Below are 25,566 nucleotides of genomic sequence, written 5' to 3' on the forward strand. Positions count from 1 at the left end.
CAGCTCCATGTTGTAGTTCAGGCCACCGCGGATGATGTGCATGTGGCTGTCGATCAGCCCGGGAATGACCCGCCGGCCATTCAGGTCGATCACCATGGTCTTCGCGGCCGCGAGTTTCATGATCTCGTCGCGCGTGCCGACGCTGACGAAGCGGCCATTCTGGATGGCCACGGCGTCAGCTTGCGGATTGGCTTTGTCAAGCGTGGTGAACTTGCCGTTGACGAGGATGAGATCGGGCGTCGGGGTCGGGGACATGGCGAGAAGCTCCGAAGAGGCTGCCGCGCCGAGGGCGGCAGCCGAAGCGATGAATTGCCGGCGGGTGACGGACATTGGCGTTCCGGCTTATGTGTTGAGGAAAGCGAGCAGGTCGGCATTGACCTGGTCGGCGTTGACCACGCACATGCCGTGCGACGCGCCCGGATAGACCTTGAGCGTGGCGTTCTTCACCAGCTTGGCCGACAGCCGGGCCGAATTGTCGATCGGCACGATCTGGTCGTCATCGCCATGCAGGATCAGCGTCGGCACCGTGATCTTCTTCAGGTCTTCGGTGTAGTCGACTTCCGAGAACTCCTTAATGCAGGCGTACTGGCCAAGGATGCCGCCGGTCATGCCCTGCGCCCAGAACGCGTCGATGGTGGCCTGCGATACCTTGGCGTTCGGCCGGTTGAAGCCGAAGAACGGCGTCGCCAGGTCCTTGTAGAACTGCGAGCGGTTGTCGGCCACACCCTTGCGGATACCGTCGAACACCTCCATCGGCAAGCCGTTGGGGTAGGCGGCGCTCTTGGCCATGGTCGGCGGCACGGCGCCGATCAGCACGGCCTTGGCCACGCGCCTGGTGCCATGGCGCCCGATGTAGTGCGCGACTTCGCCGCCGCCGGTGGAGTGGCCCACCAGCGTGGCGCCCTTGATATCGAGGGCGTCGAGCAGCGCGGCGAGGTCGTCGGCATAGGTGTCCATGTTGTTGCCCTGCGCGGGCTGGCTCGAACGGCCATGCCCGCGCCGGTCGTGGGCAATCACGCGGAAGCCCTTCTGCGCAAGGAACAGCATCTGGGGATCCCACGCGTCGGCATTGAGCGGCCAGCCGTGCGAGAACACGACCGGACGCCCGGAGCCCCAGTCCTTGTAGAAGATCTGGGTTCCGTCCCTGGTAGTGATGGTGTTCATCTGTTTCCCTCCAGCGGAATGATGGGACGCCGCCTTGCCGGCCGCGCTGGCATCGGTCGCGGCGAACGAGGTCACCGCCGCCACGGCGGCGGCGCCCACCGTGCCCGCCCCGGACCGGAGCACCTGGCGCCGGGACGACGAGTGCCCGTCTTCCTGCAGGTTCTGGTTCTTGTGTGCGCTCATAGGATTGGCTCGCGTGGACAGGGGTTGATCAGCGGGCCGCGACCGGCGCCAGCGATTCGTGCGTGGTCGCAGTGCGTTGCGGCGCCTTGTGGACCATCGTGTAGGCATAGTCGACGCCCATGCCGTACGCGCCCGAGTGCTCCTTGACCAGCTTCATCACCGCGTCATACGTGTCGCGGTGCGCCCAGTCGCGCTGCCATTCGAGCAGCACCTGCTGCCAGGTAACGGGGACCGCGCCGGCCTGCACCATGCGCTGCATGGCATAGTCGTGCGCTTCCTTGCTGGTGCCGCCCGACGCATCGCCCACCATGTAGATCTCGTAGTTGCCTTCCAGCATCGCGCAGAGGGCAAAGGTCGTGTTGCAGACCTCGGTCCACAGGCCCGCCACCACAACCTTGTTGCGGCCGTTGGCCTTGAGCGCGTCGCGTACCTTCTGGTCATCCCACGAGTTCATCGAGGTACGCTCGAGCGTCCTGGCATTCGGGAACACGTCCAGGACTTCGGGATAGGTGTAGCCGGAGAACGACTCGCTCTCAACCGTCGTGATGGTGGTCGGAATATTGAAGATCTTCGCGGCCTTGGCCAGCCCCACCACGTTGTTCTTCATTGCCTGGCGGTCCATCGACTGGACGCCGAACGCCATTTGCGGCTGGTGATCGATGATGATGAGCTGGCTGTTCTGCGGGGTCAGGACTTCGAGCTTCGGATTCGACATGATCGTGATTCCTTGAAACGTTTGAGGGCGATTCGCGGGCGGCGCGGCATGCTGCCGCGCCGCCCGCGTGGCTCGTATCTCGCCGGGCCTTTCCTTCGGCGGTATCGGCGCGATGCGGTCCGAGCCAAGACTAGACCTCCATTGGCCGCCAGGCCATCAGCTCTTCGTATTACTTGTCCGAACCATGCGTGTCGTCGCGCAGTGCCGACACTTCGAAGCTGCCCGCCAACATGGGCCGGGCTTGCATGCGCGGATGATCGTGCCAGGCCAGTGGAATCGCACTAATACCTTGGTATGGGTGGCAAGCTTGCGGGCTCTGTGTTTCAATGCACCAACGTAGTGCAGCCGTGACGGGGCAGGTCCCTGCTGGCGCGCGACGCGCGGCGGGACCAGGCAGCAACAGTGGATCAGGAATGGATAGCAGAACCGTGACATCGCGCAGCGCAGTTCCCGTGGCCGCTAGCGCGGCCGAGGAATCCATGGTGCTGGTGGTTGACGACGACGCCATGCTGCGCAAGGCGCTGAGCAGCCTGTTCCGGTCGGTCGGTCTGCAGGTCGCGCTGTTCGAGTCGGCGTCCGAGCTGCTCGCATCGGGCATCCCGGACATGCCGTGCTGCATGGTGCTCGATGTGCGGCTGCGCGGCCCGAGCGGGCTGGACCTGCAGTCGCGCCTGGCGCAGTCGGGTGTGCATGTTCCGATCATCTTCATGACCGGTTATGGCGATATCCCGATGACCGTGGCCGCCATGAAGGCCGGGGCCGAGAACTTCATCGTCAAGCCGTTCCGCGAACAGGACCTGCTCGACGCGGTGTCCGCCGCGATCGAGAAAGACAAGCTGCGCCGCCGGACGCTGGAACGGTCCGAAGCCGTCCGTGCCAGCTATGCCATGCTGAGTGCGCGCGAGGCCGAGGTCATGGGTTTGGCCGTCGCCGGCCTGCTGAACAAACAGATTGCTGCCCATATCGGCATCAGCGAAGTCACCGTGAAGATCCATCGCGGCCAGGCCATGCGCAAGATGAAGGCGCGCACGTTTGCCGACCTCGTGCTGATGGCACAGCAGATCGGCATCTGCAAGGTGGCATGACGGGCCCCGGCCTTGGCACGGACCTGTTCTCACGGTGAACCGGGACGGCACGCGCATCTTTCTGGCGCTCCATCGGCAAGGCGCGCGGCGTCGCGCCGAGTGCCTTCGCCGGCGCACGTGACGCGGCCCTGCACGCCGGCAATACCACGGTATTATTTGGCGCAGGCCCCGTGGGAACTATGCTGTTCGAACGGTGGACAGCCTGGAATCCCCGTGCCATCGGCCGTGGCTACGCGACGCATCGCGTGGCCACCGGTCAAGGACGCCACAGCGCCGCACCACAATGACCGACATTTTCGGCGACACCAACGTCTTCGCCCTGTCCGACTATCGTTTTGAAACGATCCATCAGGATGGCATCGTCGCGCTCTCGCGCGGGGTTCCCCTGTCAGGTGGCAACACGTTGCTGCTCGCGCATGCGGCATCGAGCCAGGTGGAAGCCGATGCCGCGCGCTGCATCCGCAACGAGTACGCGTTGCGCACGCTGCTGCACGATGACTGGGCGCTGGTGCCGCGCGGCATCACTCACTACCGGAGCGGGATCGCCGCGTTCTGCGACGACCGGCCGATGGTGCCCGTGGCGGCGCTGCTGCGCCAGCGCCAGCCGGTGGCACGCGTGCTGGCGATCGCGCTCGGCGCGGCCGGCGCGCTCAGGTCGATGCACGAGAGCGGCCTGATCCACCGCGCGATCACGCCCGCCAGCCTGTTTGCCGACGCGGCGGGACATTGCCGCATCGGACATTTCGGCTTCGCCGTGCGCCAGTCCGACGCGAGCCGCGACGCCGATGCAGGCCACGGCCGGGGCAAGGCGCTGGCGATGACGATGGGCGGCGAGGCGCCCGCGTACATGTCGCCCGAGCATACGGGCCGCACGCGCCAGGCCATCGACGCCCGCAGCGACCTGTATTCGCTGGGCGTGATCCTCTACCAGATGCTGACCGGGCGCTTGCCGCTTGCGGCCAGGAACCCCGGCGACCTGTCGGAATGGATCCACAGCCACGTGGCCAGTGCGCCGGTGCCGGTCCACAGGTTCGTGCCCGAGGTTCCGGAAACGCTGTCCCGGATCGTTCTGAAGCTGCTCGACAAGAGCCCGGCCCGCCGCTATCAGTCCGCTGCCGGGCTCGAAGCCGACCTCCGGCGCTGCATGACAGCATGGCAGGAAACGAGGCAGATCGAGCCTTTCGAGCCGGGCGAACGCGACCAGCCGGCGGGCCTCGAGCTGCCCGAGGGACTGTTCGCGCGCGATAGCGCGATGCACCAGCTATCCGCGGCCTTCGACCGCGTGATTGCCGATAACAGCTCGATGGCCGTGGCGTTGACCGGGCCCTCGGGCATTGGCAAGACAGCGTTGATGCAGGCATTCGCCAGGTGCCTGCAGCGCCAGGGTGTCTGGTGCTCCACTGGCAAGGCGGACCAGTTCCGTCAGGACATGCCTTATGTAGCGATCGCCGAGGCCTTCCAGGGACTGGTGCACCAGATCCTGGCGCTCCCCGAGGAAGAGGTACACGCATGGCAGCGACGCCTGGCGCAAACGCTCGGTGTCTATGGCGAGCCCGCCTGCAGGGTGGCGCCGGCGCTGCGGCTGCTGGTCAGCGATTTTCCGCCGCTGTCGGTGGCCGCCGGCGACGATCCTGATGTCCATGTCGATATCGCAATGCGCCAGCTGGTGAGCGCCTTTGCGCGGGCGGACCGCCCGCTGGTCCTGTTGATCGATGACTGCCAGTGGCTCGACGCGCCCTCCCGGCACCTGCTCGCCCGGCTCATCCGCACGCCTTCGCCGCTGCTGCTGGTCTGCAGCGCACGGTCTGTCAATGCGGAAGCCCTGAAGCACCTGCGCGAATGCGTACGGATGCACGACGTCGTACTGAAGAACTTCTCCGAGGCCACCGTGGCCAACCTGCTGGCGGAAACGCTGCGCACATCGGAACAGGATCTGCTACCGCTGGCGCAGCTCGTGCATCACAAGACGCTCGGCAATCCGTTCTTCGTCACGCAGTTCCTGACGACGCTGGTCGATGACCGCCTGCTCGTGTACTCGGCTGATGCAGAGGGCTGGCAGTACGACCTTCAGCATATCGCTGAGCGCGCCTATACCGACAATGTGGCGGCGCTTGTGCTGCAGCGCCTGGAACGCCTGCCGCAATCGACGCGCCGCCTGCTCAGCGGCATGGCCTGCCTGGGACGCCGGGCACCGGTATCGCTGCTTGGCATGACCTTCGGCCTCGGCGAACACGCGCTGCATGCGCAACTCGCGCCGGCCCGCACCGCCGGCGTGGTATTGCTGGCGCAGGACGGTACCTACGCGTTCGCGCACGACCGTGTCCAGGAAGCCGCCCACGCCGGGCTGACCGAAGACGAGCGCGCCGGGTTCTGCCTGCGCGCGGGCCGCCTGCTGGCCGCCCGCGTGCGCGACGATCTCGGCGATGCGCAGCGCGACGATTTCCTCTTCCGCGCCAGCGGCCTGCTGGCGCAGGCCGCGGCGCTGGTCACCGAACCGGACGAAGCCCTGGACGTCGCCTGGCTGTTCCATGCTGCTGCCTTGCGGGCACGGCACGCGGCGGCCTACGGCACAGCGCTGGGCTACGTCGAGTCCGGCATGAAGTTCTTGCGCCAGGCCGCCGCGCCGCAGCCGGCTTCACAAGAGCTCGAATTCGCCTTGCTCGAACAGCAGGCGAACTGCTGGTTCCAGCTCGGCCACCTGGACGATGCGCTCGCGCTGGCGGGCAAGCTGATCGAGCGGCCGGCCGGACCGCCGCGGCAGGCCAGCGTGTACCGGCTCAAGATCGAGATGCATACGCGCCTGTCCCAGAACGCGCTGGCCGTAGAGACCGCGATCGACAGCCTGCGCCTGTTCGGCATCACGCTGAGTCCGCACCCGGGCGCCCACGCCTGCGACGCGCTGTACGCGTCGCTGCTCCCGCTGCTGACCGCGGACAGGCTGCCCGCCATGATCGCGCTGCCCGAAGTGCGCGATGCGCAGACCGAGGCGGCCATGAGCCTGCTGTCGGCGCTGCTGGTGCCCGCGAGCTTCACCGACGAGCACCTGGCGTTCCTCGGCCATTGCGAGATGCTGCGGCTCACGCTGGCCCACGGCATGTCGGCCCCGTCGACCGCGTCGCTGGCCTGGCTGGGCGTCATGGTCTGCCACCGCTATGGCGCCTATGCCGACGGGTTCCGCTACGGACAGATGGCCCACCGGCTGGTGACTCACCATGGCTACGCCGCTTACGAAGCCCGCACGCTGTTGCCGCTCGACCAGCTCAGCGTCTGGACCCAGCCGCTGTCGTTCTCGATCGAATGTTCGCGCGCCGCCATGGCTTCCGGCGTGGCCCATGGCGACATGACCACGGCGTGCTATGCGTGCTGCCATATCGTCGCCAGCATGCTTGTGCGCGGCGACCGGCTCGACGACATCTGCGCCGAGATCGGGCGCGGGCTCGAGCTGGTTCGCCGCGCCGGCTTTCGTGATGTCGAGCTGATCCTGCAGGTCCAGCAGCGCCATATCGACGGCTTGCGGGCCGCGGGCTTCCCGGCCGGAGAAGCGCCGGAGTCCGACGGCGACGCGGCCGAAGGCTTTACGGGCGAACGCCTGACCACGCTCGAGTTCTGGCAATGGCTGTATCGCGCAACAAGGCTGCTGCTCGCCGACCAGCCCGAGGCCGCGGCCCGCTGCCTGGAAAAGGCGGACGCGCTGGCGTGGTCCGCGCCGGGTCACATCCACCAGTCCGACTTCCACGTTTGCCGCGTGCTGGCCACCGCATCCTTGGCCACGCGACAGGACGAGGCGGCATGGCAGAGGCTGCGCGCCGACGCCCGCCGGATCCGTGCGTGGGCCGATGCCAATCCGGCATCCTTCGCCGACAAGGCGCTGCTGGTGGAGGCCGAGGTGGCAAGGCTGGAAGGCGATGCACTGGGCGCGATGTCGCGCTATGAAGCGGCCATCGCGCAGGCGAGCACCGAGGGCTTCGTGCAGATCGCGGCCCTGGCGCACGAACGCGCCGCCGGGCACTGCGACACGCTGGGGCTGGCGTCTTCGGCCATGGCCCATCGCCGCGCCGCCCGGGATCTCTACCGGCGCTGGGGCGCGACCGGGAAAGTCGGCCAGATGGAGGCGAAGTACCCGGATCTCGTCGATCACGCACCGACGCGCACGTGGTCGCTTGGCGAAGGCCAACAGTCGATGGACGCCGAAAGCGTGATCAGGGCGTCGCGGGCGCTGACCGAGGAAATCCGGCTAGACGGCCTGATCGACAAGCTGATGACGATCGTGCTCGAGTATTCCGCCGCCCAGCGCGGGCTGCTGATTCACATCAGGCCCGAAGGGCAATCGGTGGAAGCGCGCGCGGACACCGGCGCGGATGGCATACGTGTGCACCTGGTGCAGGAGCGCCTGGGAACCGGCACGCTGCCGCTGTCGATGGTCAACACGGCGGTTCGCTCCGGCCAGGCGACCATGGCCAGTGCAGGCCGGCCTGCCCTGCCCTTCGCCCGGGACCCTTACTTCGCGGCGCATCCCGAATGTTCGGCCATCTGCATTCCGATGCTGCGCCACAACGAGGTGATCGGCGCGCTATACCTGGAGAACCGCCTGGTCCGCGACGCATTTACGCTGGAGCAGGCACGCCTGCTGGAGCTGATTGCCGCGCAGGCCGCGATCTCGCTGCGCTCGGCCCGTCTCTACGACGACCTGCTTGCCGAGAACGAACGCCGCAAGAAGGTGGAGCGCGAACTGCGCGCCAGCGAGGCATCGCTGGCCATGGGCGAACGGCTGAGCCAGACGGGCAGCTGGCGCTGGGACCTGCGCCACGATCGCTTCCGTTGCTCTGAAGAGCTGCGGCGCATCTACGAGCTCGACCCCTCCCGGCAGGAATTCGCATTCGAGGACTTCGTCGCGCGCATGCACCCGGAGGATCGGGAGACGATACGGCGGGTGGTGTCGGCCCATACCGAGCAGTGGCTGCCGATTCGCGTCGAGCATCGGATCGTGCGCACCGATGGCTCGATCCGCCACCTTGCGGCGATCGGCGAGCCGCTGCCCGCGGATGATGGCACGCTGCAGTATTTCGGCACCGTGACCGATATCACCGCGCGGCGCCAGGCCGAGGACGCGGTACGCAGCGCGCAGGCCGACCTTGCCCGGGTGGCGCGCGCCACCACGGCCGGGCAGCTGACCGCATCGATCGCGCACGAGATCAACCAGCCGCTGATGTCCATTGTCTCGAATGCCGGCGCCAGCCTGCGCTGGCTGGCCCGGCCTGTGCCCGACATCGCCAACGCTCGCGAAGGCCTGGAGGCCATCGCCAGCGAAGGCCAGCGTGCCGGCGAGATGATCCGCAGCCTGCAGGCGCTCACGCGCAATGCCGCGCCGGCACTTGCTCCGGTGGATCTCCACGATGCGGTCAGGCATATCCTGGTCATTTCGCGCAGCGAGATCGAGCGCCGCCAGATTGCCGTCAAGCTGGCCCTGCACGCAGAAAACCCGACCGCTTTCGGAGACGGCATCCAGCTTCAGCAAGTGATCCTGAACCTGGTGGTCAATGCCATGGACGCGATGAGCGAAATCGACGACCGCCCGCGCGTCATGCACATCAACACGCGCAACGTCGACGGCACGGCGCTGGAACTGAGCGTGGCCGACAACGGCATCGGCATCGGCGCGAACACGCGTGAGCAGCTCTTCGAACCGTTCTATACCACCAAGGCCAACGGCATGGGCATGGGGCTGGCTATCTGCCGGTCCATCATCAGCGGGCACAGGGGCCAGCTGCATGCCGCGCCGCTGGTGCCGCACGGCAGCATGTTCGCGTTCACGATACCCAGCGAGCGCGACGCGGGCCCGGCCAGTCACGCACGCCCGATGCGCTGAGCGAGCTCGCCAGCGCCAGCACCGAGACGACAGTCCATCCCCACGGCGCCAGCATCACGCTGCCTTGCGCGGAACCGGCCCTTGCGCCGATGCGTCCGCCCCCCTATCCCGATGGTGACCGCCGCTCGCCGTTGGTTTATCCAATGATAATCAAAAGCCACCCCTTCAGATGGCAGCCGTTGCGCGCCACGCAACGCTGACTTGCTTGCCGCTGTGATTCAAATTGCCCCTGCCGGCCCCTAAGCTTTGGACACCGCAACCTGACACCCAAAGCCATGGAATCCACAACCTCCCCCACCCTGCATGGCGCCGGCCATGCAACCGCGCCGATGTCCGGCGCACTGGTCGCCCTGTTTGCGCTGTGCGCCGGCGTGCTGGTCGCCAATCTCTACTACGCCCAGCCGATCATCGAGCTGATCGCTCCGGCCGTTGGCCTGTCCGCCCAGAGCGCCAGCGTGATCGTGTCGCTGACCCAGATCGGCTATGCGGTCGGGCTGTTCTTCCTGGTGCCTCTGGCCGATCTGCATGAAAACCGGCGCCTGCTGACCATCAGCGGCGTGGCTGCGGCCATCAGCCTGGTCGGTGCCGCCATGTCGACGCAGCCGCATGTGTTCCTGCTGGTATCGCTGCTGCTGGGCCTGAGCTCCGTCAGTGTGCAGATCCTGATCCCGCTGGCCGCGCACCTGGCACCCGAGGCGCTGCGTGGCCGCACGGTGGGCACGATCATGGCGGGGCTGCTGTCCGGCATCCTGCTGTCGCGGCCGCTGTCGAGCGTGATGGCCGAGTTCTTCGGCTGGCGCGCCGTCTTCTATATCGCCGCCGCGATGACGCTGGTCACGGTGGCGATCATCGTCACGACACTGCCGCGCCGCGAGCCGCAACATCGTGCCACCTATGGCAGCCTGCTGGCGTCGCTGTGGCACCTCTTCACGCGCTTCGCCGTGCTGCGTCAGCGCTCGCTGTACCAGGCGCTGCTGTTCGCGGCATTCAGCCTGTTCTGGACCGCCGCGCCGCTGGAGCTTGCCGGCCGGTACGGGCTGTCGCAATCGCAGATCGGCGTGTTCGCCCTGGTCGGCGCACTGGGCGCCATCGCGGCGCCGGTGGCCGGGCGCCTGGCCGACGCGGGCCACACGCGCATCGCCTCCTACATTGCGATGATCGCGGCAGCCGTCAGCTTTATCCCGGGAATCGCCGGCGGCGCCGGCGGCCTGTACTGGCTCGCACTGACCGGCATCGTGCTCGACTTTGCCGTGCAGATGAACATGGTGCTCGGCCAACGTGCGATCTACGCGCTCGATGCCGCCAGCCGCGGACGCCTGAACGCGCTGTACATGACCGCCATCTTTGCCGGCGGCGCGGTGGGCTCGGCACTGGCCAGCACGCTCTACACGCACCTCGGCTGGTCCGGCATTGTCGCCACCGGCAGTGGTCTCGCCCTGGTCTCGCTGGCAGCGCTGGCACTGGCCTCGCGCCGCTGAGACCGTGCCGACTGTGCATATTGGAAATCCGTCAACAGGAGTCGCTGTCATGACATCCCATCTGTTCGCACCGATCACGATCGGGGCCCTGCAACTGAACCACCGCGTGGCCATGGCGCCGCTGACGCGCTCGCGCGCCGGCCAGCCGGGCAATGTGCCCAGCGCCATGAATGTGGAGTACTACCGGCAACGTGCGTCGGCAGCGTTGATCATTACCGAGGCCACGCAGATTTCCCAGCAGGGGCAAGGCTATGCCTGGACGCCCGGCATCCATAGCGCCGAGCAGATCGAGGGCTGGCGCGCCGTGGCGGACGCCGTGCATGCCGAAGGCGGCCGGATCTTCCTGCAGCTCTGGCATGTCGGCCGCGTCTCGCACCCGTCGTTCCAGCCCGGCGGCGCCCTGCCCGTCGCGCCGAGCGCGCTGCCCGTGCCGGGCAAGACCTTCATCGTCGACGCGGACGGCAACGGCGTGTGGAGCGAGATCCCGACACCGCAGGCACTGAGCGCGGCAGCGATCGCAGCCATCGTGCAGGACTACCGGCAGGCCGCGCGCAACGCGATCGACGCGGGCGTGGACGGCGTCGAGATCCATGCGGGCAACGGCTACCTGCTCGACCAGTTCATCAACTCGGAAAGCAACCACCGTACCGATGCCTATGGCGGCAGTATCGAAAACCGCGCGCGCTTCCTGCTGGAGGTGGTGGACGCCGTGGCCGCGGAAATCGGCGCACAACGCGTGGGCGTACGCCTCACGCCGATGGGGCGCTTCATGGGCATGGGCGACGACACGCCGGAAGCCACCTTTGGCTACATCGCGCAACGCCTCAATGACTGGCCGCTGGCGTACCTGCACCTGGTCGAGCCGGCGATGGTCGGCACCGTCAGGGACGAGGCTGCCAATCCGCGCTGGGACGGCATGATCCTCGCGATGCGGGGGGCATACCGCGGCGTTCTGATGCTGGCGGGCGGATACGATGGCCAGTCCGCGGAACAGGCAATTGCCGACGGCCGCGCCGACATCATCGCCTTCGGCCGGCCGTTCATTGCCAATCCCGACCTGCCTCACCGCCTAAAGACCCAGGCATCGCTGAACGCGCCGGATGCCGCTACGTTCTTCGGTGGCACGGCCGCCGGCTACACCGACTATCCGGCGCTGGCTTGAGCTGGACCGCGGCAAAGCCGGGTCCTGGCCGGGTCGGGCTTTGCCCCCTGCCGGCGCCCGGCGATGACATCTCAGGCGGCGTCGCGCCCGGCGGGACCACCGGCGCGCGTCATCGCAACCTGCCAGAGAGGCGGGGAGCCGATGCTCTGGAGCAGGTGCGCGGAAAATGCCTTCAGCTTGGCCGGCGCTCGCGGCGCGGCCCGCACCAGATGGATGCCGCCCTGCGCCTGCGGCAGCACGCCCTCCAGCAGCAGTTCCACCAGGCGGCCGGCGCCGATATCCTCGCCAACCGACCAGTCCGGCATCAGCGCAATACCGAGCCCCTGCAACACCGACAGCCGGCGCGCATCGCAATCATCACACTCCATCGCGAACGCGGCGCTGGCGGCGTGGGCCGGCCGGAGCACTTCGCGCCAGCCGCGCATGCTGGTGCTGTGGGCGCGGTCGATCAGGCGGTGGTGCGCGAGCTCTTCGGCATGCAAGGGGCGGCCGTGCGCCTGGAGATAGGCCGGCGTTGCACAAACGATGTAGCGCTGGCTGGCGATGCGCCGGGCAATCAGGCTGCTGTCGGCCTGCTGTCCGACGCGGATGACCACGTCGAAGCGCTCCAGCACCGGATCCACGATGCGCTCGGTCAGCTCCAGTTCCACGGTCAGCCCCGGATACTGCGCATAAAGGCTGCCAAGATGCGGCACCACATGGCGTCGCGCGAAAGCGGGCAGGCAGGCAACCCGCAGCCTGCCGCTGACGCCCTGTTCCAGCGCCGTCACGGCGTCGCGCGTGTCGTTCAACTCCTGCAGGATGCGCGCCGCGCGCTCGAACAGCAGGTCCCCGGCCTCGGTGCGCACGAGCGCACGTGTGGAACGCGTGAACAGCGCCACGCCCATTTCACGCTCGAGCGCATCGATCTGGCGCGCGACCGACGACGCCACCTGTCCCTTGCGCCTGGCGACTGCCGAAAAGCTGCCGGCGCGCGCCACGTCGACGAAGGTGGCCAGGTTCTCGGCAAAACGGACAAATTCCATTTGTGCATTTCCCGCAAAGGCATTGCGCGGAAGCAAAGGCTTCCCGTTGAAGTGACCAGGGCATAGTATCGGGGCGACGAGCTACGCTGCAAGTTTTTTGCACAAAATGCAAAGCAGAAGCATCACGTGATTGGATTTGCGCAAGCGACGCGAACGATCGGAACGTGCCGACCATGGAGACAAGATCCACGATGACTACCGCCCTGCCCTTCCTTTTCCATTCGGTGCGAGCGCGCGCGCAAGCATCCGCCGCGCTGGTGCTGACGCTTGCCTGCGCGCTGGCACCGGGCTTCGCCCGGGCTGACACGTGGCCCGCCAAGCCGGTCACGATCGTCGTCCCCTATGCCGCCGGCGGCACCGTCGACAAGGTCGCGCGGCAGGTCCAGGAGGGCCTGCGCAAGCGGCTGGCGCAGACGGTGGTGATCGACAACCGCGCGGGCGCGGGCGGCACCATCGGCACGGGGCAGATCGCGCGCAGCGCGCCGGACGGCTACACCGTCGGCATGGTGTTCGACGGCTTTGCCACCGAGCCGCATTTCTACCCGAAGCTGCCCTATGCCTCGCATCGCGACCTGACCGGCGTCTCCTACATGGTGCGCTCGCCGATGGTGCTGGTCGTACCCGCCGCCTCGCCCTACAAGACCGTGCAGGACTACGTGACGGCGGCACGCGTGCCGAACAAGGTGTCCTACGCGTCGGTGGGCAACGGCAGCTCGAACCAGCTCGTGGCCGAGGCCTTTCACGAGGCCGCGGGCACCAGTGGCATCCATACGCCCTACAAGGGGGGCGGCCCGGCCATCAACGACCTGCTCGGCGGCCACGTCGACTCGATGATCGCGAGCCTGCCGCTGGTGCTGCCCTACGTGCAGTCGGGCAAGCTGCGCGCGCTGGCCGTGACCTCGCGCCAGCGTGATGCGAGGCTGCCGGCTGTCCCCGCGGTAGCCGAGTCCTACAAGGGCTTCGAGGCCTATTCGTGGGTCGCGATGATCGCGCCGGCCAGGACCCCGCCGGAAGTGCTGGGCAAACTGACATCCGCCATGACGTCGACGCTGCGCGATCCGGCGATCGCGAAACTGCTGACCGACGGCGGCTTCGACGTGGTGGCCGGCGATGCACAGCAGACCAACAAGCTGATCCAGGACGAATCGGCGCGCTGGGGCCGGCTGATCAAGGCACGCAACATTGCCGTCGACTGAGCGCGCGCTGCTGGCCTAAACCCTTTACCAACTTCCTGACAGGCATTTCGCGATGGTTCCTTTCGCCTACCAGACCCGTCCGCAACGCGTCGTCTTCGGCCCCGGCAGCCTGGCGCGGCTTGCCGAGGAAGCCGATGCCCTCGGCGCGCGCAGCGCGCTGGTGCTGTGCACGCCCGGCCAGCGCAAGCTTGCCGAACGCGCGGCCGCGGTGCTGGGCACGCGCAGCGCCGGGATTTTCGACGGCGCCGTGATGCACGTACCGATCGAGCAGGCGCGCCTGGCGCGCGAGCACGCCGCACGGCTTGGTGCCGACTGCGCTGTCGCCATTGGCGGCGGCTCGACCATCGGGCTGGCGAAGGCCATCGCACTGGAGTCGGAACTGCCGGTCATCGCCGTGCCGACGACCTACGCCGGGTCGGAAATGACACCGATCTATGGGCTGACCGATGCCGGCCTGAAGCGCACGGGGCGCGACCCGCGCGTGCTGCCACGAACCATCCTCTACGATCCGGACCTCTCGCTGGGCCTGCCGGTCCCGATCAGCGTGACCAGTGGCATCAATGCCATCGCCCATGCGGCCGAGGGGCTCTATGCCTCCGACCGCAACCCCGTGAGCCAGTGGATGTCACGCGAAGGCATTGCAGCATTCGGCCGGGCACTGCCGGTCATTGCCGCAGCGGAGCAGCACGCTGACGAGGCGTTGCGCGAAGCCCGCAGCGACGCGCTCTACGGCGCCTGGCTGTGCGGCGCCGTGCTCGGCAGCGTGACGGCCGGCCTGCATCACAAGCTCTGTCACACACTGGGCGGGACCTTCAACCTGCCGCATGCCGAGGTCCACACGGTGGTGCTTCCTCATGCGCTGGCGTACAACGCGCCTGCCGCGCCGGAGGCAATGGCCGCCATTGCACAGGCACTCGGTGCCGCGCATGGCAGCGGCCCGCTCGCCGTGTTCGAACTGGCGGCGAAGCTCGGTGCGCCCACATCGCTGCGCGAACTGGGACTGTCGTCGGCCGACCTAGATCAAGCCTGCGAGCTGGCGCTGCGCGACCAGTATCCGAATCCGCGCCCGCTCGAACGCGAGGGGATCCGCCAGCTGCTGGAAGACGCGTTCGCCGGAAAAGCGCCGTCGGCCTGAACGCGGCGCGGCGCGGCGCCCCGCTCCCGCGTACGCGCCGGCGCGGCAGCATGCGTCAGTCCCGGCGGCGGGTCGGCCCGGGCAGCGCGGCCAGGAACTCCAGGAATGCGCCGATTCTGCGTGAGCCGCGCTGGGTCGGCAGATACAGCGCTGAAATCACCGAGCTTGCCTGGTCCGGATTGACGGACCAGTCGTCGAACAACGCCGTCAGCTGACCGCTAGCGATGTCGTGGTCGACCAGCCAGTCGGGCAGCAGGCCGATCCCTGCGCCGGCCAGCGCGACGTCGCGCAGGACCTCGGCGTTGTTGCTGCGGAAGTGGCCGCTGACCGGCACCTTGGTCTCGCTGTCGCCCTGCCGGAAGGTCCAGACCTGATCGCGCGCGCCATAGCTGAACCGAAGGCAGCGGTGATTGACCAGGTCGACCGGATCAGCGGGACTGCCGTGGCCTTGCAGATAGTCCGGGCTGGCAACGACATGGCGGCGAAAGCGCCCGATTTCCCGCGCGACGACGTTGTCATAGGATGCCGGGCTGCCCAGCCGCACGGAAAGATCGATGCGCTCGCCCAACAGGTCGACGATATCGTCGGTCAGCGTCACTTCGACCTCGAGCTGCGGATACTTCGCCAGCCAATCGCCCAGATAGGGCGCGATGCACCGCCGGCCGAACGCCACCGGCAACGACACGCGCAGTTGCCCTACCGGCTCCTCGCCCCGATCCGCGATCAGCGCGTCGGCCTCCTCGACCGCATCCAGGATCCTGCGGGCCCGCTGATAGTAGGCGGCGCCTGCCTCCGTGACGGTAATGAGCCGTGTGGAGCGGTTCAGCAGCACCGCACCGAGCGACGCCTCAAGCCCGTCCAGCGCGCGCGTAACTGACGATGTGGCCAGGTTCAGGCGGCGCCCCGCGGCGGAAAAACCCTTCGCGTCCACGGTTTCCACGAACATCTTCAGTGCAAGCAGCTTGTCCATTTTTGCCTTGGGACTGGTTGATCGATCCGTGCTTGGGGCGCCGGGTCCTGCCGATGCGTCGCGCGCCAGCATGTAGAACGCGGTCCCATCGTCGGGTTGCCGTTCGGCAATGACCTGCGACGGCACGATGGCATGTCGGGCGATGATGCCACGCCTTGGCGCGCATTGCCTCGCCCGGCCAGCAACAAGGCCTTGCCGGCGCTGTCGCCGATTCGCCACGCGCCATCGCCAGCCACCTTCCTGGATCAGGGTTAACACCAGCTTCTCCGCCCTTTGCCCGCTGGGCGATCCGCCCTATTATTTATCAAACGATCACTGATCGCTCGATAATTTAAGGAGGCAGCGATGGCACTCACCAAGCTGGCACATTTTTCCATCCGCACTACGGACCTCGAACGGTCCTGTGCGTTCTATGAACGCATCCTCGGTTTTCGCCGTGGCTACCGTCCGCCGTTCAACTTTCCCGGCGCCTGGCTCTATATGGGCGACGACGAGCGCGACTACGGCACCGTCCACCTCATTGGCGTGGATCCGGACAACGCCGCGGGACTGTCCGCCTATCTCGGCGACAAGTCGCTGCCCGCGACGGGCACCGGCACGCTGGACCACATCGCGTTCCTGGCCACCGGCGTGCAGCAGATGTGGGCAACATTGCGCGCCGCAGGCATCCCCTGGCGCGACCGTACGGTGCCGGGCCTCGGCCTGCACCAGGTCTTCATTGAAGACCCGTCTGGCGTGACGATCGAACTGAACTACCCGGCTGCCGAAGTGGCCGGCCTGGAACTGCCAAATGCGGCGCAAGCAAGAACCGGAGGGATGGCATGAACACCGTACTGCACCAGAAACCAAAAGCGATCATCGTCGGCGGCTCGCTCGGCGGGCTGTTTGCCGCCAACATGCTTGAGCGCAGCGGGTGGGACGTTGAGATATTCGAACGCACGCCCGAGGCCCTGAGCGGCCGTGGCGCCGGCATCGTCACCCATCCGGAACTGTTCGACGCGCTGGCCGCTGCCGGCGTGGCGGTCGACGACAGCATCGGCGTGCGCGTCAATGCCCGCATGACGCTCTCGCGCGACGGCGCTGTCGTGTCCGAGCGCGAGATGCCGCAGACGCTGACCGCATGGGGCAAGATGTACGACGTGCTGGGCAAGGCATTCCGGGGCGCCTACCGTACCGGCGCGATGGTGACGGCGGTCGATTCGCGTGCCGACCACGCGCTGGTCACGCTCCAGGACGGTTCCACGCACCGCGCCGACGTCGTCGTCGCGGCCGACGGCTTCCGCTCCGGCGTGCGCGAACAGATGTTGCCGGCGGCGGGCCTCGAGTACGCGGGATACATCGCCTGGCGCGGCCTGGTCGACGAAACGCAGCTCTCGCCGGCCACGCATGCCGCGATCTTCGGCAAGTTCGCGTTCTGCCTGCCTCCGCATGAGCAGATCCTCGGCTACCCCGTGGCCGGCGACGGCAACAGCACGGAGCCGGGACAACGCCGCTACAACTTCGTCTGGTATCGCGCCACGCGCGAGGACGATGAACTTCAGGACCTGCTGACCGACGCCACGGGCAAGCTCTGGGCCAACGGCATCCCGCCGGGACTGATCCGTCCGGACGTGCTCGCCGACATGGAACGCGCCGCCACCGAACTGCTGGCGCCGCAGTTTGCTGAAGTGGTCGCGAAAACCTCCCAGCCACTGTTCCAGCCGATCTACGACCTGACCGTGCCGCGAATGGCGTTTGGCCGGATCGCGCTGCTGGGCGACGCCGCCTTCGTGGCGCGCCCGCATTGCGGCATGGGCGTGACCAAGGCAGCGGGCGATGCCATGGCGCTGGTGCGCGCCCTTGCCGGCCATGCGTCGGCCGAAGCGGCGCTCGAAGCGTACAGCGCCGAACGCGTCCAGGTCGGACAGGCCGTCGTCGAGCATGCGCGCCATCTTGGCGCGTATATGCAGGCGCAACTCCGGAGCGAGCAGGACCGCGAGATGGCCGAGCGCTATCGCACGCCGGAAGCCGTGATGCGCGAGACCGCCGTGTCCCGCCGGTTCTGAGCGCGGCCCGGAACAACAACCATTCGGAGACAACCTCATGCCCCAAGCTGCCCCCACCTCTGCCCCCTTCGCGGCCGGCCCCGGCCTCGCCGGGTCCGAGACGCCAGTCGTCCCGCACCCGATGCTGAGCGAGCCCGCCTTCGAACACCTGCACCGCATGCGCCGGCGCTTCTCATGGTCGCTCACGGCCGCCATGCTGCTGGTCTATTTCGGTTTCATCCTGACGCTGGCCTTCCGGCCGGACCTGCTCGCCCTGCCGCTGACGCCGGGCCGGCCGATGAGCGTCGGCATCCCCATCGGCTTCGGCATGTTCGCGTTCACCTTTACGCTGGTGGCCGTCTACGTGTATCGCAGCAACACCGTCTACGACAGGATGATCGCGGACATCCGCAACGGAGAACAGCCATGAAACGCGCACTGACCACGGTTGTCCCGCTGCTGGCGGCCACCCCGGCCTGGGCCGCCACGCCGCCCGTCGGCCAGGGCCTGAACCTGATCGCTATTGCCCTGTTCGTGGTGTTCGTCGCCGCCACGCTCGCGGTGACGCGCTGGGCGGCCCGGCGCAACCACAGCGTGGCGGACCACTACGCGGCCGGCGGCAAGATCACCGCCATGCAGAATGGCTGGGCGATCGCCGGGGACTACATGTCGGCGGCGTCGCTGCTGGGGATCTCGGCACTGGTCTTCACCAGCGGCTATGACGGCCTGATCTATTCGATCGGCTTCCTGGCGAGCTGGCCGATCATCCTGTTCCTGATCGCCGAGCCGCTGCGCAACCTCGGCCGCTACACGCTCGCCGACGTGCTGTCCTACCGCCTCAGGCAGCGCCCGATCCGCGGATTCTCGGCCTCGAGCTCGATCGTGATCGTGCTGCTGTACCTGGTTTCGCAGATGGTCGGCGCCGGCAAGCTGGTCGAACTGCTGTTCGGCTTCAACTACACCTCCGCGGTGGTGCTGGTCGGCGTCCTGATGGTGGTCTACGTGTTCTTCGGCGGCATGCTGGCCACCACGTGGATCCAGATCATCAAGGCGGTCATGCTGCTGGCCGGATGCGCGTTCATGGCGTTCATGGTCCTGAGCCATTTCGGCTTCAGCCTGGACACCCTGTTCGAGCACGCCATTGCCGCGCACGGCAAGCACGACGCGATCATGCGCCCCGGCGGGCTCGTCTCCGACCCGGTCTCGGCCGTGTCGCTGGGCCTGGCGCTGATCTTCGGCACCGCGGGCCTGCCGCACATCCTGATGCGCTTCTTCACCGTGGCCGACGTCAAGGCGGCGCGCAAGAGCGTGCTCTATGCGACAGGCATCGTCGGCGCGGGCTACGCCATGATCATCGTGATCGGCTTCGGCACGATCGCGCTGGTGGCGCCGGACCCCCTCTATCACAACGGCGCGGGCGCCGTGATCGGCGGGGTCAACATGGTGGCCGTGCACCTTGCGCATGCTGTCGGCGGCAACGTTTTCCTCGGCTTCATTTGCGCCGTGGCGTTCTCGACCATCCTTGCCGTGGTCGCGGGGCTGACGCTGGCCGGGTCCTCGGCCATCTCGCATGACCTGTATGCGACCGTCATCCGCCAGGGCCACGCGTCCGACAAGGACGAAATGCGGGTCTCGCGCCTCACCACGCTGGTGCTGGGCGTGCTCTCGATCCTGCTCGGCATCCTGTTCGAGAAGCAGACCATTGCCTTCATCGTCAGCCTGACCTTCTCGATCGCCGCAAGCTCTAACTTTCCCGTCCTGCTGCTGTCGATCTACTGGCGCGGACTGACCACGCGCGGCGCCGTGCTCGGCGGGATGACGGGGCTCGTGACCGCTGTCGTGCTGACGATCCTGAGCCCCACCGTCTGGGTGCAGGTGCTGGGACATGCGTCGGCGGTGTATCCGTATGAGTACCCGGCGCTATTCTCGATGCTGGCGGCGTTTGTGGGCATCTATGTGTTTTCCGTGACCGACCGCTCGCCACGCGGCGCATGGGAACGCGCGGCCTACCAGAACCAGCGCGTCGCCTGCGAACTGGGCATCGAAAGCAAGCCTGCCAGCTAGCCGCAGCTCCGGATCGTTCCGGGCCATGCAACGGGCGTGCGCAGGTGCCTGCGCGCGCCCGTCTTCTCACTAATCGGGCGATTGGTAGAATCCGGACATCATCCGCATCGTCATCGCGAGAGAGAGAACGTCATGGAGACAGGCAACGCACCGGCTGCGGAAGACGCCGCCGTCAAGGGCACCCGGCGCCTGCTGCCCGAGGAGCGCGAGCAGCAGATCGTCGAAAAGGCCATCGAGCACTTCACCCGCAATGGCTTCGGCGGCAGCACCCGCGAACTGGCCCGGCAGATCGGCGTCACGCAGCCCTTGCTCTATCGCTATTTCGAGAGCAAGGACGCGCTCATCGAGCGCGTCTACAACGAGGTCTTCCAGTGGCGCGCGGACTGGGAGCGCCAGATTTCGGACCGCTCCATGCCCCTGACGGAACGGCTCTACACGTTTTACCTCGACTATTCATCGGTGATCCTCCGTGAAGAATGGATCCGCCTGTTCATCTTTGCCGGGCTGACCCACGAAGGCATCAACAAGAAGTACCTGAGCAAACTGCGCAGCAAGGTGTTCCTGCCCGTGCTGGCCGAGGTCAGGGAAGAATTCGGTATTCCCGCACCCCGAGATGCGGCGCAGACCGAGGCCGAGATCGAGATGATCTGGAGCCTGCACGCAGCCATCTTCTATATCGGCGTGCGCAAATGGATCTACGGGCTCAAGGTGCCGGCCGACATGGAAGCCGTGATCCGCCGGCAGGTCGACATGTTCCTGCACGGCGCACCAGCGGCCCTGCGCGCCATGCGGGCGGGCGCGCCGTAAGGTAACAACGCAAGGACCGTTTCCATCAGGCCGGTGGGCTATGAATCCTTGCCCTCCTGCCCCAGGAGATACCTTTCGATGCGCGAGTCGGGAAGAAACCAGAATGCCGCCATCGCAATCAGAATCAATGTTGCTGCGATACTGCTGTAGAAACTTACCAGGATTGCCAGCGCGTACACGACAAGAGATACCCTCCCCTTCAGATCCTTGCCAATCGCACCTGCGAGCGAGGAACCCTTTCCCTGCGATGCCATGATGACACGCTGCAATATCCAATAGGATGTGGCACACATGAACAGTACAGAGGCATACAGCGCAGTTGGAACCTTCGAGAACTCTGACTTTCCGATCCAGGTGGTGGTGATGGGAATCATCGTCAGCCAGAACAGCAGGTTGAGATTTGCCCACATGATCTTTCCATTGATGCTTCGCACCATCTGGAACATGTGATGGTGATTGTTCCAGTAAATCCCGACGTAAACAAAGCTGAGCACATATCCGAAGAAGTGACGTGCCTCCGCTCGTACGCCACCCCAGTTGAATTCAGCGGGAAGCTGAATCTGATAGAGCATCAGCGTCAGGCTCACAGAAATGACCCCGTCACTGAACGATTCCAGTCGACTTCTGTTGATGGTCATGGCCCCCTCAGATGAATTGCTTGCGGAAGGAGAGACTGGCCAGATATAGAGTCACCATCATGAAAGGCAATACGCTCCAGAATCCGATGCGCATGTAAAGCACGGCGCCAAGAAACGCGCCTGCAACAAAGCCGGCGACGATGCTGCCGCTTTTCAGCACGGCCATCCCGTGCTCCCGGCTGAGCGTGCGTACGAAATTGGACAGGTCGATGCCGAGCTGCGTGGTATTCCCTGTCATCATGGTGCTGGGGCTGATGTGCTTGATCAGCGTCTTGCTCGCTGTATTGCGGATTGCCAGGGCCATCAGGCCCAGGCCGCCGGTCAGCGCCAGTTCGCCCGCACCGGGATCGAGAAGCGGATCGAAATACAGGCCCGCCAGCATGAAGCCCGACAGGAACACAGCCTCCGCCACGAACAGCCAGCCCAGTGTCTTGTGGGACTGGCTGCAGCGGTCAATCCATATCTTGGCAAGCATGACCGTGACGATAAATAGCGGAATGGCCCCGAGTTTCACCCACAGGCCCGCGCCTCCTTTCACGAACGCGGCGCCCGCCAGCACCAGGTTGCCAGTCACATGGGCGGTAAAGAAGCCGAGCAATGCGATGAAGCCGATGGTGTCGATGGCGCCACCCACGATGGTGAGCAGTACGGCCGTGCGGCATTGCGCCCACAAGCTCGTAGCCGGGTTATCGTGAAGCTGCGAATCGCTGATGGCTGCCATGTCGTTTGCATCCTCCGAACAGCATTAGGTGTCTGCGGCAATGACGCTCACGCCGGTTTGATCATGTCACGCGCATACGCGAGGCCCGTGCCATACCCGCCACCGTGCTCCACCACGATCGAGCGTGCCTTCTCATAGGTGTCATGGCGGGTCCAGTCCCTCTGGAATTCGAGCAGGAGCTGAATCCAGGAGGTCATGACCGCGCCAGCGGCGGCCATCCGCCGCAACGCGAGGTCATGGCTCGCCGGTGTCAGTCCGCCACAAGCATCGGCAACGACGTGCACCTGATAGCCCTCGGACAGCGCCGAGAGGACCGGGAAGCTTACACAAGCCTCCGTCAACATGCCAGCGATGATCAGCGTACGCTTTCCGGTCGCCGTAATCGCGTTGCGCACCGCATCGTCTTCCCAAAGGTTCATGTTGCGGCGTTCGATTGGCGTGACGTCTGTCAGCACTTCACGGAACGCCGGCATCAATGGGCCGCTGTACACCTTGGAGGCCGAAGTGGAGACCACGACCGGCAGCCCAAAGGTAACCGCTGTCTTGGCGACCGCAAGACCGTTACTGCGCAGAATCTGCGGGTCCTGGGAACCCGCAGCGAACGCAAGGCCTGCCTGTTCATCGACGAGGATCAGTGCGCAATCGGCAGGTTCGAGCAACGGTAGTTTGGACATGGAAGTTCTCCTGTTCGTTTTGGGGACTGGGACTGCGAGCTGGTCGCAAGCCAGGGGCGCCGCCCGGGCATTCAATTTCGCTGAATATTCTCTGCGACGTCTATTTGGCAATGGCTGCCATAACCGGAACGATAGCGGAGGCCGCTTTGCCTGAGGAGATCGATCCACGGACAAATCCATCAAATTATTTGAACAAATGGATCCGGTTCGCTCCATCAGAGAGCGCAACCTCCGCCGGAGCGGTCCTACCTCATGAGCTGGTTTTGGTCGAGTATTCGCGCAAGGCGTCAGATATATCAATCAACCTTTGGTATGGTCGATCGAATCGGCGGTATCTGGATACCCGGCGACGGCGCAGCGCAAGGCGGCAGCGCAATCCATGCGACTTGTGGAGCGCCCTGCTCAGCCATGCTGGCCCTGATAGACCTGCAGGTGACAGTAAGCGATGCGGCTCAGCGGCAAGTCTCGGCCAACAGTTGCGGCGCGCGCCAGAAGATCGCCGACGATGGCATCGGACTCGATCTGGCCCGCGTTTCGTGCGATGTCGCGCATCATCGAAGCTGCCCAGGTCGAGGCATCGTCAAGCAAGCGGTCGCGCATCTCCGCTGCCACGCGCGGTGGCAGGGGATAGCCGCAGAGCGCCGCCACGGCGTTGCACTCGTCGATGGCCTGCTCCATCAGCCTGCGGCCGTCTCGCGTCTTCAGGATGTCGCCGACCGTGCCACGCATCAGGCAGGTCATCAGTGCGCCGGCGGCGATCATGACCCACTTGTTCCATAGCTCCTGCCCGATGTCGGGGGAGAGGCCCCGAATGCCAGGCGTGCGCGAGATCAGCCTGTGGAAATCCGCAGCCAGCGTCTGCCCCTGTTGCGTGCGGGCACCGACAAGAAGCTTGTCCGCGCGTCCCGCATGCGAGATCGCCCCGTCCGTGGCCAGGGTCGTCGCGATGTACGACACCCCGCCAAGAACGCGGTCCCGGCCGAAGCGGCGATCCAGTTGGTCGTAGACGGACAGGCCATTGAGCAACGGCAGGACCGCGGCGCCGCCTTCCACGACGCTGTGAGCGATGGCGTCCATCGCCGCGTCGATGTCATAGCTTTTGCAGGCCAGCAATACCAGGTCGTAGCCGGCGCCGGGATCATCGGCCACGACCGTCTTCACAGAACCGCGAAAGTCCCCCAGGTCGCTACGCACGCGCAGGCCATGATGCGCGAGAGCGTCCGCGCGAGCGGGACGGACCAGGAACGTCACGTCGGCGCCAGCCTCGATCAGCCTCGCCCCGTAGTAGCCACCCATGCCGCCCGCGCCGAGTACCAGTATCTTCATGGATGGCGGCCTCACGACAGCATTTCCAGCGCGAGGGCGATGCCCTGCCCGCCGCCGATGCACAACGTGACGATGCCCCGCCGGATGCCGTCCGCCTGCATGCTGTACAGCAGCCGCGTGGTCAGCACCGCGCCGGTCGCGCCAATGGGATGGCCGTGCGCGATTGCGCCGCCGTCGACGTTGATGATGTCGTGCGGCAGGCCAAGTTCGGCGGCAACGGCCAGCGGCACCGCCGCGAAGGCCTCGTTGATCTCGAATCGCTCGACATCGCCCTGCGACCAGCCGGCTCGCTGCAGTGCCTGGCGCACTGCCGGCACTGGTCCCAGTCCGAACAGGCCCGGCTCCACGGCCCCGACGCCGTAGGCCGCGAGCCGGGCCATGGGCGCGAGCCCGTGGCGTTCGGCGAAGGCACGGTCCGCCACCAGCACGGCAGCGGCGCCGCTGTTGATGCCGGGCGCATTCCCAGCCGTGATGGTGCCGTCGGGCCGGAACGCGGGCTTCAGGCGTGCCAGTCCTTCCAGCGTCGTTTCCGGCCGACTGGCCTCGTCGATATTGAATGCGACAGTGCCCTGCTTGCCCTTCAGTGCGATGTCAACGATCTGCGCCGCGAAACGGCCCTGCTGCCGGGCGCGGGCAAAGTATGACTGCGAACGCTCTGCCCAACGATCTTGCGCGTCCCGGCTCAGTTCGTAGCGCGTCGCGAGATCTTCGGTGTGCCAGCCTGAATGCTGGCCAGAAAATGCGTCCTGCAAGCCGTCGTGCAGCATGCTGTCCTGCATGGTGGCATCGCCCATGCGATTGCCCCAGCGGCCGCTGGCCAGCAGATACGGTGCGCGGTCCATGTTCTCCATGCCGCCCGCGACTGCCACATCGACATAGCCAAGCCGCACCTCGTCCGCCGCCGTGGCGATCGCCTGCGCGCCCGACCCGCATACGCGATTCACGGTCATCGCCGGCAACGACACCGGCAAGCCCGCGCCGATAGCGGCCTGCCGCGCCGGATTCATCCGATTGCCTGCCTGCACCACATTGCCGAACACCACACTGCCGATCGCTGCCTCTTCAATGCCCGCGCGCCGCACCGTTTCGCGGATTACCGCCGCGCCCAGTTCGGTGGCCGGCGTACCCTTCAGCGACCCGTTGAAGGCCCCGATCGCGGTCCGTACCGGATGACACAGCACTACGTCCTTTGCACTCATCGCCCTGCTCCTGTTGCCGTGACTTGCGTCACATTCGACTCAGCTTCCGTCCTCATGCGGCGGCGACGCGGAACGCTGCCGGCCCTTGGTCAACTGCCCTCCACGTGTGCCGGCCGACGCATCCGTCATCGCCC

21 protein-coding genes are annotated in these 25,566 nt (G+C 66.4%); 11 read left to right on the top strand and 10 right to left on the bottom strand.

Going from position 1 to position 25,566, the window contains the following annotated elements; genetic code table 11:
- From AC3FNH_RS28565 to AC3FNH_RS28575, 3 genes are all read right to left on the bottom strand, one after another.
- On the bottom strand, positions 1 to 330 hold a 330-nt coding region (locus AC3FNH_RS28565), incomplete at its 3' end, for an amidohydrolase family protein (RefSeq protein WP_488722468.1).
- Positions 331 to 342: 12 nt separating this feature from the next.
- On the bottom strand, positions 343 to 1,164 hold the full coding sequence (locus tag AC3FNH_RS28570) for an alpha/beta fold hydrolase (RefSeq protein WP_488722501.1): 822 nt from the start codon (positions 1,162 to 1,164) through the stop codon (positions 343 to 345).
- Positions 1,165 to 1,375: 211 nt separating this feature from the next.
- Positions 1,376 to 2,062, bottom strand: coding sequence for a hydrolase (locus AC3FNH_RS28575; protein WP_488722469.1), 687 nt, complete (start codon positions 2,060 to 2,062; stop codon positions 1,376 to 1,378).
- A 413-nt stretch (positions 2,063 to 2,475) separates the two neighbouring features.
- Between AC3FNH_RS28575 and AC3FNH_RS28580 the strand changes: the two genes are divergently transcribed.
- The 4 genes from AC3FNH_RS28580 (at position 2,476) to AC3FNH_RS28595 (ending at position 11,653) form a co-directional block, all read left to right on the top strand.
- Positions 2,476 to 3,147 carry a response regulator transcription factor gene (locus AC3FNH_RS28580; RefSeq protein WP_276100499.1) on the top strand — a complete coding sequence of 224 codons (672 nt, stop codon included), beginning with the start codon at positions 2,476 to 2,478 and terminating at the stop codon, positions 3,145 to 3,147.
- Between the two features lie 283 nt (positions 3,148 to 3,430).
- Positions 3,431 to 9,013 (top strand): AAA family ATPase, encoded by a 5,583-nt coding sequence (locus AC3FNH_RS28585; RefSeq protein WP_488722470.1) that lies wholly within the window; start codon positions 3,431 to 3,433, stop codon positions 9,011 to 9,013.
- A 275-nt stretch (positions 9,014 to 9,288) separates the two neighbouring features.
- The gene (locus AC3FNH_RS28590) at positions 9,289 to 10,491 is read left to right on the top strand and encodes an MFS transporter (RefSeq protein ID WP_276100497.1); all 1,203 of its coding nucleotides are present in this window, start codon (positions 9,289 to 9,291) and stop codon (positions 10,489 to 10,491) included.
- 49 nt (positions 10,492 to 10,540) lie between these two features.
- A complete protein-coding gene (locus AC3FNH_RS28595) occupies positions 10,541 to 11,653 on the top strand; it encodes an alkene reductase (protein WP_488722471.1) in 1,113 nt (370 codons plus the stop codon).
- 71 nt (positions 11,654 to 11,724) lie between these two features.
- On the opposite strand, the gene AC3FNH_RS28600 is transcribed toward AC3FNH_RS28595, so the two are convergent.
- Positions 11,725 to 12,678, bottom strand: a complete 954-nt coding sequence (locus tag AC3FNH_RS28600; protein WP_488722472.1) for a LysR family transcriptional regulator — start codon at positions 12,676 to 12,678, stop codon at positions 11,725 to 11,727.
- A gap of 191 nt (positions 12,679 to 12,869) precedes the next feature.
- Here AC3FNH_RS28600 and AC3FNH_RS28605 point away from each other — a divergent pair, with 191 nt between their 5' ends.
- Both AC3FNH_RS28605 and AC3FNH_RS28610 read left to right on the top strand, forming a co-directional pair.
- The gene (locus tag AC3FNH_RS28605) at positions 12,870 to 13,874 is read left to right on the top strand and encodes a tripartite tricarboxylate transporter substrate-binding protein (protein ID WP_488722473.1); all 1,005 of its coding nucleotides are present in this window, start codon (positions 12,870 to 12,872) and stop codon (positions 13,872 to 13,874) included.
- Between the two features lie 52 nt (positions 13,875 to 13,926).
- Positions 13,927 to 15,009 carry a maleylacetate reductase gene (locus tag AC3FNH_RS28610; protein ID WP_488722474.1) on the top strand — a complete coding sequence of 361 codons (1,083 nt, stop codon included), beginning with the start codon at positions 13,927 to 13,929 and terminating at the stop codon, positions 15,007 to 15,009.
- Positions 15,010 to 15,064: 55 nt separating this feature from the next.
- Here AC3FNH_RS28610 and AC3FNH_RS28615 read toward each other — a convergent pair whose 3' ends face one another.
- Positions 15,065 to 15,979 (bottom strand): LysR family transcriptional regulator, encoded by a 915-nt coding sequence (locus AC3FNH_RS28615; RefSeq protein ID WP_488722502.1) that lies wholly within the window; start codon positions 15,977 to 15,979, stop codon positions 15,065 to 15,067.
- A gap of 345 nt (positions 15,980 to 16,324) precedes the next feature.
- Between AC3FNH_RS28615 and AC3FNH_RS28620 the strand changes: the two genes are divergently transcribed.
- The 5 genes from AC3FNH_RS28620 to AC3FNH_RS28640 all read left to right on the top strand — a co-directional run bounded on the left by AC3FNH_RS28620 (position 16,325) and on the right by AC3FNH_RS28640 (position 20,874).
- Positions 16,325 to 16,804 carry a VOC family protein gene (locus AC3FNH_RS28620; RefSeq protein ID WP_488722475.1) on the top strand — a complete coding sequence of 160 codons (480 nt, stop codon included), beginning with the start codon at positions 16,325 to 16,327 and terminating at the stop codon, positions 16,802 to 16,804.
- Positions 16,801 to 18,024 carry an FAD binding domain-containing protein gene (locus AC3FNH_RS28625; RefSeq protein ID WP_488722476.1) on the top strand — a complete coding sequence of 408 codons (1,224 nt, stop codon included), beginning with the start codon at positions 16,801 to 16,803 and terminating at the stop codon, positions 18,022 to 18,024. The genes AC3FNH_RS28620 and AC3FNH_RS28625 overlap by 4 nt, the downstream gene beginning before the upstream one ends.
- Before the next feature lie 37 nt (positions 18,025 to 18,061).
- Complete coding sequence (locus AC3FNH_RS28630; RefSeq protein ID WP_488722477.1) at positions 18,062 to 18,433, top strand: DUF485 domain-containing protein; 372 nt, start codon at positions 18,062 to 18,064, stop codon at positions 18,431 to 18,433.
- A complete protein-coding gene (gene actP, locus AC3FNH_RS28635; protein WP_488722478.1) occupies positions 18,430 to 20,067 on the top strand; it encodes a cation/acetate symporter ActP in 1,638 nt (545 codons plus the stop codon). Before AC3FNH_RS28630 ends, actP begins: the two co-directional genes overlap by 4 nt.
- A gap of 132 nt (positions 20,068 to 20,199) precedes the next feature.
- On the top strand, positions 20,200 to 20,874 hold the full coding sequence (locus AC3FNH_RS28640) for a TetR/AcrR family transcriptional regulator (protein WP_488722479.1): 675 nt from the start codon (positions 20,200 to 20,202) through the stop codon (positions 20,872 to 20,874).
- A gap of 38 nt (positions 20,875 to 20,912) precedes the next feature.
- On the opposite strand, the gene AC3FNH_RS28645 is transcribed toward AC3FNH_RS28640, so the two are convergent.
- The 5 genes from AC3FNH_RS28645 to AC3FNH_RS28665 form a co-directional block, all read right to left on the bottom strand.
- Positions 20,913 to 21,512 carry a TMEM175 family protein gene (locus tag AC3FNH_RS28645; RefSeq protein ID WP_276100484.1) on the bottom strand — a complete coding sequence of 200 codons (600 nt, stop codon included), beginning with the start codon at positions 21,510 to 21,512 and terminating at the stop codon, positions 20,913 to 20,915.
- Positions 21,513 to 21,519: 7 nt separating this feature from the next.
- Complete coding sequence (locus AC3FNH_RS28650) at positions 21,520 to 22,233, bottom strand: YoaK family protein (protein WP_488722480.1); 714 nt, start codon at positions 22,231 to 22,233, stop codon at positions 21,520 to 21,522.
- A 47-nt stretch (positions 22,234 to 22,280) separates the two neighbouring features.
- Positions 22,281 to 22,907 carry a hydrolase gene (locus AC3FNH_RS28655; RefSeq protein ID WP_276100482.1) on the bottom strand — a complete coding sequence of 209 codons (627 nt, stop codon included), beginning with the start codon at positions 22,905 to 22,907 and terminating at the stop codon, positions 22,281 to 22,283.
- A 402-nt stretch (positions 22,908 to 23,309) separates the two neighbouring features.
- A complete protein-coding gene (locus tag AC3FNH_RS28660) occupies positions 23,310 to 24,233 on the bottom strand; it encodes a 2-dehydropantoate 2-reductase (protein WP_488722481.1) in 924 nt (307 codons plus the stop codon).
- 11 nt (positions 24,234 to 24,244) lie between these two features.
- Positions 24,245 to 25,432 carry a thiolase family protein gene (locus tag AC3FNH_RS28665; protein WP_488722482.1) on the bottom strand — a complete coding sequence of 396 codons (1,188 nt, stop codon included), beginning with the start codon at positions 25,430 to 25,432 and terminating at the stop codon, positions 24,245 to 24,247.
- Positions 25,433 to 25,566 lie beyond the last annotated feature (134 nt).

Source organism: Cupriavidus sp. 22TCCZM01-5, assembly GCF_057798915.1.

Coding starts and splice junctions, on each gene's coding strand:
- AC3FNH_RS28570 (WP_488722501.1), bottom strand. CDS start 1,164: ATGAACACCATCACTACCAGGGACGGAACCCAGATCTTCTACAAGGAC.
- AC3FNH_RS28575 (WP_488722469.1), bottom strand. CDS start 2,062: ATGTCGAATCCGAAGCTCGAAGTCCTGACCCCGCAGAACAGCCAGCTC.
- AC3FNH_RS28580 (WP_276100499.1), top strand. CDS start 2,476: ATGGATAGCAGAACCGTGACATCGCGCAGCGCAGTTCCCGTGGCCGCT.
- AC3FNH_RS28585 (WP_488722470.1), top strand. CDS start 3,431: ATGACCGACATTTTCGGCGACACCAACGTCTTCGCCCTGTCCGACTAT.
- AC3FNH_RS28590 (WP_276100497.1), top strand. CDS start 9,289: ATGGAATCCACAACCTCCCCCACCCTGCATGGCGCCGGCCATGCAACC.
- AC3FNH_RS28595 (WP_488722471.1), top strand. CDS start 10,541: ATGACATCCCATCTGTTCGCACCGATCACGATCGGGGCCCTGCAACTG.
- AC3FNH_RS28600 (WP_488722472.1), bottom strand. CDS start 12,678: ATGGAATTTGTCCGTTTTGCCGAGAACCTGGCCACCTTCGTCGACGTG.
- AC3FNH_RS28605 (WP_488722473.1), top strand. CDS start 12,870: ATGACTACCGCCCTGCCCTTCCTTTTCCATTCGGTGCGAGCGCGCGCG.
- AC3FNH_RS28610 (WP_488722474.1), top strand. CDS start 13,927: ATGGTTCCTTTCGCCTACCAGACCCGTCCGCAACGCGTCGTCTTCGGC.
- AC3FNH_RS28615 (WP_488722502.1), bottom strand. CDS start 15,979: ATGGACAAGCTGCTTGCACTGAAGATGTTCGTGGAAACCGTGGACGCG.
- AC3FNH_RS28620 (WP_488722475.1), top strand. CDS start 16,325: ATGGCACTCACCAAGCTGGCACATTTTTCCATCCGCACTACGGACCTC.
- AC3FNH_RS28625 (WP_488722476.1), top strand. CDS start 16,801: ATGAACACCGTACTGCACCAGAAACCAAAAGCGATCATCGTCGGCGGC.
- AC3FNH_RS28630 (WP_488722477.1), top strand. CDS start 18,062: ATGCCCCAAGCTGCCCCCACCTCTGCCCCCTTCGCGGCCGGCCCCGGC.
- actP (WP_488722478.1), top strand. CDS start 18,430: ATGAAACGCGCACTGACCACGGTTGTCCCGCTGCTGGCGGCCACCCCG.
- AC3FNH_RS28640 (WP_488722479.1), top strand. CDS start 20,200: ATGGAGACAGGCAACGCACCGGCTGCGGAAGACGCCGCCGTCAAGGGC.
- AC3FNH_RS28645 (WP_276100484.1), bottom strand. CDS start 21,512: ATGACCATCAACAGAAGTCGACTGGAATCGTTCAGTGACGGGGTCATT.
- AC3FNH_RS28650 (WP_488722480.1), bottom strand. CDS start 22,233: ATGGCAGCCATCAGCGATTCGCAGCTTCACGATAACCCGGCTACGAGC.
- AC3FNH_RS28655 (WP_276100482.1), bottom strand. CDS start 22,907: ATGTCCAAACTACCGTTGCTCGAACCTGCCGATTGCGCACTGATCCTC.
- AC3FNH_RS28660 (WP_488722481.1), bottom strand. CDS start 24,233: ATGAAGATACTGGTACTCGGCGCGGGCGGCATGGGTGGCTACTACGGG.
- AC3FNH_RS28665 (WP_488722482.1), bottom strand. CDS start 25,432: ATGAGTGCAAAGGACGTAGTGCTGTGTCATCCGGTACGGACCGCGATC.